This is a genomic window from Phytomonospora sp. NPDC050363, assembly GCF_040655735.1.
Lineage (GTDB): Bacteria > Actinomycetota > Actinomycetes > Mycobacteriales > Micromonosporaceae > Phytomonospora.
The window spans coordinates 201,343-216,707 of the sequence record NZ_JBFAKK010000014.1; the positions used below are offsets into that span (position 1 = coordinate 201,343).

Annotated in this window: 13 protein-coding genes; 7 read left to right on the top strand and 6 right to left on the bottom strand. The window is 69.1% G+C overall.

The features are described 5' to 3' along the window. Positions 1-8: 8 nt before the first annotated feature. The 3 genes from AB0I28_RS31870 to AB0I28_RS31880 form a co-directional block, all read right to left on the bottom strand. Positions 9-1,397, bottom strand: coding sequence for a M60 family metallopeptidase (locus AB0I28_RS31870; protein WP_357499399.1), 1,389 nt, complete (start codon positions 1,395-1,397; stop codon positions 9-11). Between the two features lie 128 nt (positions 1,398-1,525). After that, a complete protein-coding gene (locus tag AB0I28_RS31875; protein WP_357499400.1) occupies positions 1,526-2,587 on the bottom strand; it encodes a LacI family DNA-binding transcriptional regulator in 1,062 nt (353 codons plus the stop codon). A gap of 27 nt (positions 2,588-2,614) precedes the next feature. Beyond that, entirely contained in the window at positions 2,615-3,613 is a 999-nt protein-coding gene (locus AB0I28_RS31880) for a hydroxyacid dehydrogenase (RefSeq protein WP_357499401.1), read from the bottom strand. Between the two features lie 334 nt (positions 3,614-3,947). On the opposite strand from AB0I28_RS31880, the gene AB0I28_RS31885 reads away from it, so the two are divergent. From AB0I28_RS31885 to AB0I28_RS31905, 5 genes are all read left to right on the top strand, one after another. Beyond that, a complete protein-coding gene (locus AB0I28_RS31885; RefSeq protein ID WP_357499402.1) occupies positions 3,948-4,925 on the top strand; it encodes an ABC transporter permease subunit in 978 nt (325 codons plus the stop codon). After that, positions 4,909-5,805 carry a carbohydrate ABC transporter permease gene (locus AB0I28_RS31890; RefSeq protein WP_357499403.1) on the top strand — a complete coding sequence of 299 codons (897 nt, stop codon included), beginning with the start codon at positions 4,909-4,911 and terminating at the stop codon, positions 5,803-5,805. The genes AB0I28_RS31885 and AB0I28_RS31890 overlap by 17 nt, the downstream gene beginning before the upstream one ends. A 36-nt stretch (positions 5,806-5,841) precedes the next feature. Continuing rightward, entirely contained in the window at positions 5,842-7,479 is a 1,638-nt protein-coding gene (locus AB0I28_RS31895) for an extracellular solute-binding protein (protein ID WP_357499404.1), read from the top strand. Positions 7,480-7,571: 92 nt separating this feature from the next. Beyond that, positions 7,572-8,876 carry an alpha-L-fucosidase gene (locus AB0I28_RS31900; RefSeq protein WP_357499405.1) on the top strand — a complete coding sequence of 435 codons (1,305 nt, stop codon included), beginning with the start codon at positions 7,572-7,574 and terminating at the stop codon, positions 8,874-8,876. 584 nt (positions 8,877-9,460) lie between these two features. Further along, complete coding sequence (locus tag AB0I28_RS31905; protein WP_357499406.1) at positions 9,461-9,643, top strand: DUF397 domain-containing protein; 183 nt, start codon at positions 9,461-9,463, stop codon at positions 9,641-9,643. Between the two features lie 67 nt (positions 9,644-9,710). Here AB0I28_RS31905 and AB0I28_RS31910 read toward each other — a convergent pair whose 3' ends face one another. Continuing rightward, complete coding sequence (locus AB0I28_RS31910; protein WP_357499407.1) at positions 9,711-10,613, bottom strand: helix-turn-helix transcriptional regulator; 903 nt, start codon at positions 10,611-10,613, stop codon at positions 9,711-9,713. 327 nt (positions 10,614-10,940) lie between these two features. On the opposite strand from AB0I28_RS31910, the gene AB0I28_RS31915 reads away from it, so the two are divergent. After that, positions 10,941-11,273: a hypothetical protein gene (locus AB0I28_RS31915; protein ID WP_357499408.1), complete on the top strand. Its 333-nt coding sequence runs from the start codon at positions 10,941-10,943 to the stop codon at positions 11,271-11,273. A gap of 171 nt (positions 11,274-11,444) precedes the next feature. Here the strand turns inward: AB0I28_RS31915 and AB0I28_RS31920 are convergent, their stop codons facing one another. Beyond that, positions 11,445-12,911: an MFS transporter gene (locus AB0I28_RS31920; protein ID WP_357499409.1), complete on the bottom strand. Its 1,467-nt coding sequence runs from the start codon at positions 12,909-12,911 to the stop codon at positions 11,445-11,447. 246 nt (positions 12,912-13,157) lie between these two features. After that, complete coding sequence (locus AB0I28_RS31925; RefSeq protein WP_357499410.1) at positions 13,158-14,192, bottom strand: trypsin-like peptidase domain-containing protein; 1,035 nt, start codon at positions 14,190-14,192, stop codon at positions 13,158-13,160. 107 nt (positions 14,193-14,299) lie between these two features. Here AB0I28_RS31925 and AB0I28_RS31930 point away from each other — a divergent pair, with 107 nt between their 5' ends. Beyond that, complete coding sequence (locus AB0I28_RS31930) at positions 14,300-14,836, top strand: DUF1269 domain-containing protein (RefSeq protein ID WP_357499411.1); 537 nt, start codon at positions 14,300-14,302, stop codon at positions 14,834-14,836. Positions 14,837-15,365: the final 529 nt, after the last annotated feature.

Here is a 15,365-nt window from a genome sequence, read left to right on the forward strand (position 1 = left end):
GGTGGCTCCTAGCTCGTGCGGCGGGGTTCGCGGAGGGTGGCGGGGGCGACGGTGGGCGCGGGCAGCGCCAGCGCGTCGAGTGCGGTGTCGGTGCGGGGATCGACCGTCATGCCCCAGGTCCGGTAGAAGTCGCGCAGGTCGTGCCCGGCGGCGCGGCTGGTGTACGTCATGAGGTGGTGGAAGCGCAGCGCGTTGTCGTCGTAGGCACCGCCGTCGGGCTTCTCCTCGCGCACCAGGCGATGCACCCGGCCCCAGAAGTCCTCGCCGTAGGCGAGCGTCAGCTGCTGGTACTGCACCAGTTTCTGCATGATGCCGAAGGCCGCCAGGAAGTCCAGGCCGGGCGTGCCGAATTTGGCGAAGGCCTGGTCGTAGAGGTCGAGGCCGGCCGTGTCCTGCACGGTGAGGTTGGAGGGCAGGCCGAAGCGGCGCTGGATCGCCAGGGCGTAGACGTTGCAGGTGACCTCGGTCGTCGCGCCCGGCTTGTAGGGGAACTGCTGGTGCTGGTGGCCCAGTTCGTGCCACACACCCCAGCCGCGGTCGTGGAGGCCCTCGACGGAGATGAGCCGATCCATGTAGCCGGCGGGGTATGCGGTGAAGCCGTGGGTGGCGTAGGCGCCGGCGCCGGTCGGCATGCGCGGCGACTCGACGAGGTGGAAGGGCACCGGGCCGCGACCGTGCAGGGCGCCGGTGGCGGTCATGCCGCTGGTGGTGGCGTGCGACGCGATGATCGCCTCGAAGGTCTCCATGAGCCGGGCGTGGTCCTCGGACCGAAAGCGCAGCAGGGATTCCCGGGTCACCGTCACCACCGCGTAGGGCGAGACGAGTTCGACCAGCGGCGACTCGGTGCGGGTGTCGAGCTGCGACTGGAAGTCGCTCTCCGCGGTCTGTCCGAGCAGGAAGTACGGCGCGAGCACAGTGGACAGTCCGAAGTGGACAACGGCGAGCTCGCCCGCGCCGGCCAGTTTCAGGTAGAGCATCCCGCCGCCGGGGTCGGTGACGGTGGTGGTCCCCGACGTCAGGGCGTAGGTCCGGGGAGTGGAGTAGGCCGCGTCGGGGTGCGTGGCCGGCGCGCCGACGACGAGGGTGGGCGCGGGACCGGAGGCGAGCCGGACCTCGACGGCCGTGCCCGGCGGCAGGTAGAGGCCGGTGGGCTGGAGATCGGTGGAGCCCAGCGCCTTCTGGAGGCGGGGGCGCTCGGCCTCGGCGGCCGGCCGGCCGACGGCGAGCGCGGTGCGCGTCTGGTTGGGCAGGCGCAGGCGGTGGGTCAGGCGGGGGTCGGTGGGGATCGCGCGGACGGGCGGGTCGGCCTGCGCGGGGCTACCGAGGGCGAGCGTCGCGGCGGTCGCGGCGGTGAGGGTGAGGCCGGTGCGCAGTAATGCGCGGCGGTCGAGGGTCATGGCGGGCTCCAAGGGTCGTCGGATGCCCGGAAGTATGTAAGCGCTTGCTACGCGAGCACAAGAACTCGGCGGGATTACTACGTGTTTCCATGCACCTTTGTCACGGAGATGCCGGAAAAGCCCCGATCCTAGCGACGCTTGCGGCGAGCCGGCCCGACCGAGTCGCGCAACACCAGGTGCGTCCCGAGGCGGACGTTGTGCGAGGCGACCGAGTAGGCGTCGGCGTACTCGTTGCCGTGCGCCACGGCCAGCCGCACCGCCCGGCGGCCCATCTCCTCAAGGGGGATGTTCACCGTCGTCAGCGCCGGCCGCAGTAGGGAGGCCGCGGGAAGATCGTCATAACCGACCACCGAGATGTCCTCGGGAATCCGCAGTCCCGCCTCCTCCAGTGCCTGGTAGGCGCCGATGGCGGTGTTGTCGTTGGCGGCGAAGACCGCCGTGAACGACGGCGCTCCCTGTGCCAGGACGGTCTTGAGCCGTTCGTAGCCGAAGCGCTGCCCGAAGCCGCCGAGCTGGATCAGGTCGGGGTCGACCTCGACGCCCCGGCTGGCCAGTGCGCGCTTGTGGCCTTCCAGGCGGTCCTCGCTCGTCGAGAGGCGCTTGGGCCCGCCGAGGTAGAGGATCCGCCGGTGCCCGTTGGTGAGCAGGTGGTCGGTGGCCGCGAAGGCCCCGCCGCCGTTGTCGTACTCGACGGCGGCGATGTCCTCGCTCGGCGTCGCGCGTCCACAGTGGATGAGCAGGCTTCCGGTGTCGCGCAAGGACTTCCCGCGCGCGATGATCTCCCCGGCGTGCCGCTTGTCGCTGATCGAGCCGCCGACCAGGATCACCGCGTCGGCACGCTGCTCGTGCAGCAGGTCGAGGAAGGCCAGCTCCTGGCGCGGATCGCCGTGCGTGCAGCAGACCAGGCACAACCGCCCCGAGGCGGCCGCCTCCTGCTCCACACCCCGTGCCACATAGGCGTAGAAGGAGTCGACGATCTCGTTGATGATGATCCCGACCGTCCGCGTCGGCAGCCCCGCCAGCGCGCGGGCCTGGGCGTTGACGACGTACCCGAGCTCGCTGACCGCCGCCTCGATGCGCGCCCGGGTGGCCTGGGCGACGGGGTAGTTCCCCGAGAGCGCGCGCGACACCGTCGCGCTGGAGACGTTCGCCAGGGCGGCGACGTCTGCGATGGTGGCGCGTCGGGGCATCGTGGGGCTCCTATCGGTGTGGACGTCTCATGCTAGGTGGCGCAGGCGCTCGGCGAGCACTTCGCCGGGCATGGGCCGGCCGTCGAGGTAGGCGGCCAGTTCGTCGACGGCGGCGCGGCCGAGCCGGGCGACCTCGTTGCCGAGCGCGCCGGCGATGTGCGGGGTGAGCAGCACGTTCGGGAGGTCGTAGAGCGGCGAGTCGGGCGCGGGCGGTTCGGGCGAGGCGACGTCGAGGACGGCGTCGAGCCGGCCGCTGACGAGGTGGGGCAGCAGCGCCTCGTGGTCGATGAGCGAACCGCGCGCGGTGTTGACCAGGACCGTGCCGTCGCGCATGAGGCCGATGCGGCGCGCGTCGAGCATGTGCCGCGTCTCGGGCGTGGCGGGAGCGTTGACGGTGACGACGTCGCTGGTGGCCAGCAGCTCGTCGAGACCGACGAGCGTGACGCCGAGTTCGGTTGCCTCGGCGGGTGTGCAGTAGGGGTCGTGGAGCTGGACGGCCGCGTCGAGCGAGCGCAGTAGCGAGATGACCCGGCGGCCCGTGCGGGAGGCGCCGATGACGCCGATGGTGATCCCGTAGGTGCCCAGCCAGTGGACACCGGTGACATCGCGCGAGGTGCGGTTGAGGCGGTACCACTCGGCGAGCGGTTTGGCCCGTTTGGCGCCGAAGAGGATCGCGGCGAAGGTGTACTCGGCGACCGGTACGGCGTTGGCGTCGGCGACGGAGGTGACGCGCAGGCCGCGGGCGAAGACCTCGTCGGTGACGAAGGTCTTGACGGTCCCGGCGGCGTGCACGACCGCGCGCAGTTTCGGCATCCGGTCGAGCGTCTCGGGGTCGAGGCGGGGCGCGTTCCAGCCGGTCACCAGGATCTCGACCTCGCCGATGTCGCCCGCCGAGTCGTCGAGTGCGGCCACCGCGTCGGGCCGGACGAGGTCGACCAAGTGCTCCAGACGCTCGCGCTGCCGCTCGTCGAACAGCTGCGCGGGCAGCTTCGGACTCATCGCCAGCAGGGCACGTGGACGTGGCATCGGCTCCCCAGATTTGAAGTAAGCGCTTGCTATCGATGACTACCGTAAGTGCTTCAGCGGGCATGGTCAACGGCTGATCAAGTGTCTCAACAGGAAAAAATATCGATCCGGGTCTTGACGAACAGGGTAAGCGCTTACCAGACTGCCAGTCATCCGAGCGTGGTCGCGACACCCGCGCGCCGCCGAGAGCCGAAGGAGGAACCGTGGACTGGACAGTCACCGGATTCACCGCGTCCGCGGTCCGGCCGCGGACCGCCGCCGGACGCCGCGGCGCCCGCGACCCGGGCACGCCGTCCCCGGCGGCGTCGGCCCCGAGCCGCACGGGAGGCTGTCGGTGACGGTCGAGGCTCCGGAGAAGAGCGCCAAGGCCGAGCGGCCGGTCGTGCGCCGCAAGAAGGCCACGCTCTGGGAGCGCCTCAAGCGCGACAAGGTCATGCTCCTGCTGGCCGGCCCCGGCCTGCTGTACTTCCTGGTCTTCCACTACCTGCCGATGCTCGGCAACATCGTGGCCTTCCAGGACTACCAGCCCTACCTGGGCTTCTTCAACAGCGAGTGGATCGGCTTCGAGAACTTCACCGACGCCTTCGCCGACCCGCGCTTCTGGAGCGCGGTGACCAACACCCTGGTCATCGCCCTCGTGCAGCTGGTGTTCTTCTTCCCCGCGCCGATCGCGCTGGCCCTGCTGCTCAACAGCATCCTCAGCAGCAAGATCCGCCGTTTCGTGCAGAGCGTGGTGTACCTGCCGCACTTCATCGGCTGGGTCATCATCGTGTCGATCTTCCAGCAGATCCTCGGCGCCGCCGGGCTGCTGCCCAACGTGCTCGAATCGCTGGGCATGCCCCGCTACGACATGATGACCGACCCCGACGCCTTCCCGTGGCTGGTCACCCTCCAGCTCGTCTGGAAGGACATGGGCTGGGGAACGATCATCTTCCTCGCCGCGCTGCTGTCGATCGACCCGCAGCTCTACGAGGCCGCGGCCGTCGACGGTGCCTCGAAGTGGCGCCGGCTATGGCACGTGACGCTGCCGGGCATCACGCCGATCATCATCCTGCTGCTCATCCTCAACCTCGGCAGCATCCTGTCGGTGGGCTTCGAGCAGCTGATCCTCCAGCGCGACAACGTCGGCGCCGAGGCCGGAGAGGTGCTCGACACCTACGTCTACTTCAACGGCATCCAGAACGGCGAGTGGGGACCCTCGGCGGCGATCGGGATCGTCAAGGCGATCTTCGGCACCGCCCTGATCCTCGGCGCGAACAAGCTCGCCCACTTCTTCGGCCATGAAGGGATCTACCGTGGCGCTGACAAGTAAGCGGCCCGCCTGGATGGAACGCCCGACCTGGTACGGGCTGGCCCTCAAAGGGCTCGCCCTGGCCTTCATCGTGGTGGCCGTCGCCTACCCCTTTGTCTCGGTGGTGGCCACGAGCCTGTCCACCGACCGCGAGATCGTCGCCAACGGCGGCCTGGTCATCTGGCCGACCGACCCGACCCTGGACGCCTACCGTGTCATCTTCGCCGGCGGCGACGTCACCAACGCGCTGGTCAACAGCATCTTCGTGGCCACGATCGGCACGGCCGCCAGCGTCTGCGCGACGATCATGATGGCCTACGGGCTGTCCCGGCGGGGCGTCACCGGCGGCCGCTTCATCCTCATGATCGCGCTGTTCAGCATGCTCTTCGGCGCCGGGATCATCCCGAACTTCCTGCTGGTCAAGGAGCTCGGGCTCTACAACACCTTCGCCGCGCTCATCCTCCCCGGACTGATCAGCGCCTTCAACTTCATCGTGCTGCGGTCGTTCTTCATGGGCCTGCCCGCCGAGCTGATCGACTCGGCGAAGGTCGACGGCGCCGGCGACTTCCGCATCCTGCTGCGGATCGTGCTCCCGCTGTCGAAGGCGCCCATCGCGGTGGTGTCGCTGTTCTACGCCGTCGGCTACTGGAACGCGTTCTTCAACGCGCTGCTCTACCTCGACGACACCGACAAGTGGACGCTCCCGCTGATCCTGCGCCTCTACGTCCTGCAGGGCCAGCCGATGGCGCAGGGCGAGGCCTTCTCCGGCGAGGTTCCACCGCCGCAGCTGGCGATCCAGATGGCCGTCGTGGTCGTCGCGCTCGTCCCGATCCTGCTCGTCTACCCCTTCCTCCAGCGCTTCTTCACCAAAGGCGTCCTCTCCGGCGCCATCAAAGGCTGACCCCCGCCCCAGCACCGTCCTAAGGAGACACCCCAGATGCCAACCAGTAGACGCGACGTCCTGCGCACCGGCCTCGGCCTGGCCGCCGTCGGCGCGCTCGGGACCCCGCTGCTCGCCGCCTGCGGCGGTGGCGACGACGCCGGCGGCGGCTCGTCGAACGCCGGCGTTGCCCTGCCCGACCACATCCCCTTCGCCGGCCCGACCCCGGACCTGCCCGCCGAGGGCGACGTGCGCCCCGGCTACTACACCTACCCGAAGGAACTGGTCCGCAGCGTCTCCGGCACGCCCCTGGCAGGCGGCGCGGTCACCGGCATGACCATGACCTTCCTGACGATCCCGCCGCCGCGCGGCGAGAACACCGCCTGGGCGGAGGTCGAGAAGCGCCTCGGCGGCGCCCTGGAGATCAGCATCGTCCCGGCCAGCGACTACGACGCGAAGTTCAACACCACCGTGGCCAGCGGCGACCTGCCCGACATGATCCTGTACTCGGCCGGGCTCAACAACGTCCCGCAGTTCGCCGAGGCGACCTGCGCCGACCTCGGCGAGTACCTCGCCGGCAGCAAGGTCGCCGAGTACAAGAACCTCGCGGCGATCCCGACGGTGGCCTGGCAGAACTGCGTGATCGGCGGCAAGCTGCGCGCGCTGCCCATCACCCGCGAGCTGACCGGTGGCAGCGGCTTCGTCAACATGCGCTTCTTCAAAGAACTCGGCATCACCGACCACACCCAGCTGGCCGGGAGCGCCGACGAGTTCCTGGAGATCGCCAAGCAGCTGACCAACCCGAGCAAGGACCGCTACGCGCTGGTCAAGTACGCCAGCACGACGCCTTTCGCGCACATCTTCCGCGCCCCCAACGGATGGCGGCTCGACGAGGCGACCGGCAAGCTCACCGCCGCGCGCGAGACCGAGGAGTACAAGGCGGCCATCGCCTTCCTCCGCAAGCTCCACGACGCCGGCGTGTTCTACCCCGGCTCGGAGGGCTTCACCGGCGTCCAGCGCGGCAACGCGTTCACCGCCGGGCAGGTCGCGATGATCTACGACGGTTTCCCCGCCTACGCCGGTCACTGGACGAACCTGCGGGCGCAGAACCCCGAGAACGACCCGCGCCCCTTCGTGCCCTTCGGCCACGACGGCGGGCCGGGCGTGTGCTGGCAGGACAACGTCATGCTCGCCTACACCTTCGTCAAGAAGGCCGACCCCGACAAGGTCCGCGAGGTCCTGCGGGTCGCCGACTTCCTCGCCGCGCCCTTCGGCACCGAGGAGTACCAGCTGCTCAAGTACGGCATCGAGGGCACGCACTTCACCAAGGACGAGAACGGCAACCCGGTCGCCAACGACCTCGGCACCCGCGAGATGACCGTGCCGTGGGACAAGTTCGCCGCGAACCAGCCGGTCGTCTACAACGCCACCGGCGGCAAGGGCTACACCGACTACGCGCACGACGCGCTGTCGAAGCTGCTCCCGATGGCGCTGCCCGACCCGACGGCCGGCTACCGCTCGGAGACCTCCGACCGCGACGGCACGAAGCTCGCGCAGCCGTTCAACGACCTGGTGAAGGACATCGTCAACGGCCGGGCCGAGGTCTCCGAGATGGACGCGGCCCTGGACACCTGGCGCAAGAACGGCGGCGACAAGATCCGCGGTGAGTTCGAAGAGGCCATCGCCGGCAAGTAGTCCGCATGAGCACCGGCGGCGGCGGGCTCCCCCCGCCCGCCGCCGTCGGGCAAGATCACGACGGGGCCGTACGGAGTCGAGGAGAGGCTGACATGACCGAGATCGCGCCGCTGGCCGAGAGGGCCGCGTGGTTCACCGCCGACCGTTTCGGGCTGTTCGTGCACTGGGGCGTGTACGCGGCCGCCGCCAGGCACGAGTGGGTGCGTTCGCGCGAGCGGATCACCGAGGAGGCCTACCAGCCGTACTTCGACCACTTCGACCCCGACCTGTACGACCCGCAGCGGTGGGCCGAGGACGCCTGGAACGCCGGGATGCGGTACTTCGTCATCACGACCAAGCACCACGACGGTTTCTGCCTCTTCGACAGCGAGCTCACCGACTACAACGCCCCCAACACCCCCTACGGCAAGGATCTGCTGCGGCCGATGGTCGAGGCGTTTCGGGCGCGGGGCTTCAAGGTCGGCTTCTACTACTCGCTCATCGACTGGCACCACCCCGAGTTCCCGGTGGACCTGTACCACCCGCAGCGCGACGACGCCGGCTACATCGCCGCCACCGAGGGCCGCGACGTCACCAAGTACGCCGACTACCTGCACGGGCAGGTCCGCGAGCTGCTGACCAACTACGGCAGGGTCGACCTGATCTGGTTCGACTTCTCCTACTCCGGGCGCGGCTTCAACGCCAAAGGCGCACCCGAGTGGCGTTCGGCGGAGCTGATCGCGCTGTGCCGTGAGCTCCAGCCGCACATCCTGGTCAACAACCGCCTCGAACTCGGGGTCGGGCCCGACCCCGAGACCGGCGACTTCACCACGCCCGAGCAGGTGCAGCCGCCGGGGCACGAGAACGAGTTCGCCGGCAGCGCGGTCCCGTGGGAGGCCTGCCAGACCCTCAACGGGTCCTGGGGCTACGACCGCGACAACCTCGACTGGAAGTCGCCGGGCATGCTCGTGCGGATGCTGCTCGACACCGTCTCCAAGGGCGGCAACATGCTCCTCAACGTCGGGCCGACCGGTCGCGGCGAGTTCGATCCCCGTGCCCGCGAGTCGCTGGCGGGTGTAGGGGAGTGGATGCGGCTGCACGAGCCGGCCATCCGCGGCGCCGGGCGCAGCGCGCACGTGCCGCCCGCCGACTGCCGCTACACGCAGCGCGGCAACCGCCTCTACCTGCACATCCTGTCGTGGCCGATGAAGCACCTGCACCTGTCGGGGCTCGCCGGGAAGGTCGCCTACGCGCGCTTCCTGTACGACCACTCCGAGGTCAAGCGGGTGGAGTACGACCCGAAGAACCCGTTCCACAACCACCTCAAAGGCCTGCCCGAGGGCACCCTGACCCTGTCGCTGCCGATGGCGGCGCCGGCGGTCGAGGTGCCGGTCGTCGAGCTCATCCTCAAGGACTGAGCCGGCACCGATCGGCGAGTCTGCGCCGCGAAAGGCCCGGAGCACGCTCCGGGCCTTTTCGTGATTGAATCGGTCGGTGCGTCGAAATCGAGAAGATACTCTGGGCAACGACGTGGGCACGTAACGACCGACAATGTGTTGGACGGTGACCGAATGATCACTCGACCGACGCTCCGGTGCGATCTGACCATTTCCCGACAACTCGAACCGGTGAATGTCCGTCGAAAATCCGACGCGCACGGCCTAACCTGATCTGCACGCAACAGCAAAGCTGGCAGAAGGCCTGTCCGAAGACCGGCCGGGACCGTCGACGGACGGCCGCGGACGCCTCCGGAACAGGTTGAATCCGCAGGCGTGGCCGTCTAACCGTCGGCGGCGACGTCGCACACGGTGTCCGTCATGCACTCCGGTATTTGCGGGACGATCGCGTTTGCGGAAACTCCGACAGAAACCCGTGGAACACCGTCCCCGGCCCTGTCGCCTGTCTGACAGTGACAGATATCCGCAATTCCATTACATCGCTGATCGCTAGCGTTCGGCGCAGCGATCAGCACCTGGCCCAAGGTTCTAGAAAGGTGGGAGCAATGCTGACCAGGCAATGGCATAAGAGCTCTTACTCCGGACATGAAGGTGCTTGCGTCGAGGCCCGTCTCGACGTGACCTCTGTCGAGGTGCGCGATACGAAGGACCGGAGCGGCCCGACGCTCAACATCGGTTTCGGCGAGTGGCACCGCCTCATCGCCGACCTTCGTACCGACCGCATGTGACGAGTGACGTGGGGCCCCGGTCGCCGATTCGGCGACCGGGGCCCCACGTCGTGTCCCACCCGAAGTCCTACAGGTCCGGCACGCCGTCCTTGACGTCCCGCAACCGCTGCTTCAGCCGCTCCAGCGTGTCCACCGGGCTCAGCGCCGCCGCGCGCAGACTGTCGAAGATCTGCCAATAGGGCCGCACCTGCTCCTCGGTCTCCTCATAGACGTCGCCGGTCTTGCCCTCGACGTAGACCACGTCGGGATCGGCGCCGGCGAAGCGCAGGATCGTGAAGGTGCCCAGCATGCCCGGGTAGGCGCCGCCGTCGAAGGGCAGCACCTGGAGCGTCACGCCGTCGTACTGCGCGATCTCGATCAGATGCGACAACTGCTCCTCCATGACCGCCTTGCCGCCGATCATCCGGCGCAGCGCAGCCTCGTCGATCACCGCCCACAGCTGGAGCGGACGCGCCTGCCCCGTCGGCTCGTCGTCCGACTGGTCGCGCAGCTCGGCGCCCTCCTTGAGCAGCCGCAACCGCTCCTGGCGGTCCATCCGCAACTGGATGCGCGTGCCGATCTGCTTGGGATCGCCCGCGGGCGCGAACTTGAAGGAGGCCTCCGCGTACGCGCGCGTCTGCAACAAGCCGTTGATGATGATCGCGTCGTATATATAGAGGTAGTTCGCCTCGGACTCAAGACCGATGTATGTCGCGTACGGCGGCGAGATCGTGTCGGAGTACTTCGCCCACCAACCCCGCTGCCGGCCCTCCCGGGCAAGACCCTCCAGCTCGCCGAGCTGATCGTCGTCATCGATGCCGTACCTGGCCAGCAGAGTCTTCACGTCGCGCGGCTTGATCCCCACCTTGCCGCGTTCGATCCGGTAGATCGTCGACGAGTGCACGTCGAGCGCCGTGGCGGCCTCGTCGGCGGTGACGCCCGCCTTCTCCCGGATGTCGCGCAAGCGGGCGCCCAGACTGCGTCTGCGCACCGTCGGATTCGCTCCGCGCGACTTAGCGCCTGTTCCCACCTCATCGCCTCCTGGCGCGTTTCCAACATCGACTGAGAGCTTAGGCGGCTCCCGGTCCTTAGATTCTCCTGCCATCTCACACCTCCCTGGGTCGGTCATCTGAGTGACCCGCTGGCTTTGCGAGTAAAAAATCTTGTCCCCGAATTGCTGATCCCTGTTGCAGAGACAATCTGCATCTGCAATTCTCCACTCTAGAACATCACAACGGTGGGAACCCCAAAGTGCGACCCGCGGCATCGCGGATCGTGATCATCACGAAGGGTGGGGAACGTGAGGAGCCCGTTCGACTTGAACAATCCGCCGCAGGAGGATGCCCCGGTGGGGGTCATCTGCCCCGGGCTGTGGACCGTTCAGGTCCGCTGGTGGAAGCGGCACACGCCGCGCCTGGGAGAAAAGACTTGCACCGAGTGCGGCCAGGCGTGGCCGTGCCACTCCTGGCTTTGCTGGGACGGACAGATCGGCGACGCGTGGGAGGCGTCGAAGAGGTTCCAGCGCACAGAAGCCGAAGCCGCGACCGTCGCGGCGCCGGTCACGACGCGCACGCGCGCCGCTACCCGGACAGGTACGCGAACGCCGCGCCCGCGCAGCGAAGACCCGGCCCGCACCCTCTCGGCCGCCTGACGGCTCCGGCACTCGGTCGCGATCCACACTCCCCCAGGCCGCGACCCGGAGCCGGAGCCCTCGGAAACGTCCATCCCGCGCGTGGGGCGCGGGGCCCCGGACGAGAGACATGAGTAAGGGGATGCCGCGACCTTCCGGACGCGGCATCCCCTTTTCGCTGAAGTGCTCCGGTCAGGAGACCTCGGCCCGTTCACCGGTGTGCGAGCACGCCGACTTCGCCATCCGGCGGGCCCACGGGCGGCCCTGCGAACGCGAGGTCACCGGACGCGTCCGCGACACCGGGCGCAGGTTCAGCACGGCCTGCTCGCCGTCGCTCTCCACGCAGCAGGTCGAGCCGATCCCGTGGGTGCCGACGAACTGCGCCTCGGGCACCGTCCGCGACGGCTGCGGCAGCGGGATCACGTAGGCGGCCACGGCGACGGCGGCCGGCAGCGCCGCTGAGATCAGCAGCGGCAGCGAGTAGGAGCCGCCGACGTCGTGCAGGAGCGTGAAGACCAGCGGACCGAAGGCGCTGCTGGCGACGCTGATCGCGGCCATGGTGCCGCGGATGGCGCCGATGTGCCGCACCCCGAACAGGCGCGGCGCGAGGCCGTCGCCGACGGGGGAGATCAGGTAGCCGGCCGAGCCGAGGACCAGGCCGAAACCGATCGCCGACAGGCCCGGCGTGATGACCACGGCCCACAGCATGCCCACCGCGAGCAGCCCGACGGTGACCGCGACGAGCAGGCGCGGGCTGGCCTTGTCGAGGACCATCCCGGCGCCCAGCGCGACGAGGGTGCCGGCGATCGTCTGCGGCAGGAAGTTCGCCGCGGCGTCGGTGGCCGACAGGCCGCGCGCGACGAGCATGTCGATCTGGTGGAACGCGATCGCGGTGGTGAGCAGGGCGGTGACGCCCACGGCGCCGCACAGCACCCAGAAGTAGGGCGTGCGCATCGCCTCGGCGCGGGTCATGCCGCCCTGGTCGCGCAGCGTGTCCACGGTCGGCGCCTCGCCGTCGACGAACTGGCCGACGTCGGCGGGACGGTTGCGCAGCCCGAAGACCGCGATCGGGATCGCCACGGCCCACACCAGCAGGCCCTGCACGAGCCACGCCGTCTGCCAGCTCGTGGCCGCGATGATGCGTTCGAGGCCGATGGGAGCGAGGCAGATGCCGGCGAGGCCGAAGGCGGACACGACGCCGGTGGCGATGCCGCGGCGGCGGTCGAACCAGTGCGCGGCGATGGTCGTGGCGGCAAGGCCCAGCGCGCCCTGCCCGAGCATGCGGATGCCGATGAACCCGGCGGTGAGGCCGTAGAGCCCGCTCACGGTGGCCATGGCGACCAGCACGGCGCCGAGCAGCGCGCCGATCACGACGATCGCCCGGCGGGAGCCATGGCGGTCGACGAGGCGCCCGATCAACGGCATCGCGACGGCACCGCTGAGAGTGCCGATGAGATAGGCGATCGAGACCGTCGACCGGGAGATGCCGAGCTCGGAGATCATCGGGTCGATGAAGACCGAGACGGCCGCGGTCTGGCCGGGAGCGGTGAGCGCGAGCAGCACGGCGGCGAAACCGACCATGCGCCACCCGTGGAAGGTGCCGGAGGCGGAGTCAGAGCGTGCGGAAGCGGCCGCGAAAGCGGGCATGGGGATGCTCAACGAGTGTTCCTATAAAGGTAGTGCCGGTGGGAGAAATGGACGGCCGCATCGCCGTTCACCCATCATCACGCGGTGTCCGGCCATTTGGTGACACCCCGGGATTGTGACCTCGCCGACACAAGATCGCCCAGGCGCGCGGCTTGTCGACAACCGACTGTTCGGAGGACCCGTCGGTCCCCTGATTGTGGGTGGCGACCTGGGGAAACACCCGACCCGCCGAGGATGCGAACGATGTTCGCGAAACCACTACATCTCCCCGAGTGTGACGGGGACGTCCATGCTCGATTCGGCCCGCGTAATGGTCACCGTGACCTGATCCCCCGGCTTTTTCGAGGCGAGGAAGACATTGAGCTCGGTGACGGTCGGAATGGCGGTGCCGTCAATGGCGGTGATGATGTCGCCGGGCTGGATTCCGGCCTGTTGCGAAGGGCCTCCGGCGGTGACGGCGACCACCCCGACGCCGAGCGGCTTCGCCGACTCGTCGATGACGCCCCGGACGGTCAGGCCGAGCGCGGCGCGGTCGGAGTCGACGACCTTCCCGTCGGCGATCAACTGGTCGGCGATGCGGGTGGCGGTGCTCGACGAGATCGCGAAGCCGATGCCGACGGCCGCGTCGCCCGAACCGGTGCTCGTCGCGGCGAGCGTCGGGATGCCGACGACGTTGCCGTCGAGGTCGACCAGCGCGCCGCCGCTGTTGCCCGGGTTGATGGCGGCCGTCGTCTGGATCATGTCGGCCAGGACCGTGCCGGGGGAGTCGGCGGTGCGCGGCTCGGTCTCGGTGCGCCCGACGGCCGAGACGATGCCCTGGCTGACGCTTCCGGTCAGGCCGAGCGGGTTTCCCATCGCCAGGACGATCTGGCCGACCTTGAGCTGCGTGGAGTCGGCGAAGGTGGCGGGGTTGCCGGGGAGGGTGCCCTCGACCTTGATGACGGCGATGTCCTCGGTGGGGTAGCTCGCGACCAGCGTCGCGGGGAGCGTGTCGCCGCCGGCGGCGGGAGTGACCTGGAAGGTCGTCGCCGACCCGACGACGTGCGCGTTGGTGACGATGTGGCCGGCGTCGTCGTAGATCACGCCCGACCCGAGACCGTTGGCGGTGGTGATCTCGACGACCGAGGGCAGCACGGTCTCGACGACCTGCTGGTAGTTGGCCTCAAGGGAATCGGTCTCGGCGGTGCGTTCGGCCTGCTCGCCGTCGAATACGCCGCCGGTGCAGGCGGTCAGCGCCGGCGCGGCCAGGACGCAGACGGCGGCCGCGGACAGAATGCGGGTGATCCTGATCATCTGACCATCTTTCCGGCAAAACCCATCTAGCGGGATGACATGCGTGAATTACGCGTATGGGGCAGTATGAGCCTCGGTTGCAACCGAACTCGAGAAGGGGAAGACCTGTGAGCTATCTCGTTGCGGTGACGTACCCGGACCCGCAGACCGCGCAGACGGTGCTCGGCAAGCTCTTCGAACTGCAGAAGGGCAAACTGATCACACTTGAGGACGCCGTCGTCGTCGAACGCAAAGCCGACGGCAAGGTCAAACTTCGCCAGAGCGGCTCCAACACGGCCATCGGCGCGACCGGCGGCGTCCTGTGGGGCGGCCTGATCGGACTCCTCTTCTTCGCCCCGCTCCTCGGCATGGCCGTCGGCGCGGCGGCCGGCGCCGCCAGCGGCGCCCTGACCGACACCGGCGTCGACGACAAGTTCATGAAACAACTCGGCACCGAACTCCAGCCCGGCGGCGCGGCCCTCGTCGTGCTCGTCCGAGACGCCACACAGGACAAGATCCTCGACCGGCTCGGCCAGTACGGCGGCAAGCTCGTACACACGTCACTGGACAACGAGGCCGAGGAGAACCTGCGCAACGCCATCGAATCCCGCCAGAACGAGGTCAACGCACAAGCCGGCGGTCAGGCCAGCGGACAACCCGCCTGAGTCCGACGGCACACGACGGCGCAGGGCGGCGCGCGGCGGTGCGCGGCGGTGCGCGGCGGTGCAGGGCAGACACACGACCCCCGGCAAATGGGCCGGGGGTTTGTGTTTGCCGGGTTTGCGGGTCGGAGGCAAACGAGACGCCTGCGGGGTAGGGGATCGGGTTGTGGCACCTCCTACGGTGCTGGGTCCCGGGGTGGGGTTACGCCTGAAGTCACGGGTGCTCGGCGCGAAGCTGCCGGCACTGGGTGGGGGTTGGGTGCGCTGGGGGTGGTGGGTGCTCGGCGCGAAGCGGCCGGCTCCGGTGTGGGGTGACGCCTGAAGTGGCGGGTGCCCGGCGGAGGTTTGGCGGGCAGGTGGGCTGTGATCGGCGATCTGTTGCTTGCGGCCGTGGCGAAGCCGGCCGCACATAGTCCGAGACCGAACGGCCGTAGTCGAGGCGAGAGGTCCGGGTCCAGGGACGGAGTTCCTGGTGGGGGTCTGGGGGCGAAGCCTCCCAGCGGGGTCCAGGGGCGGAGCCCTTGGCGGGGTC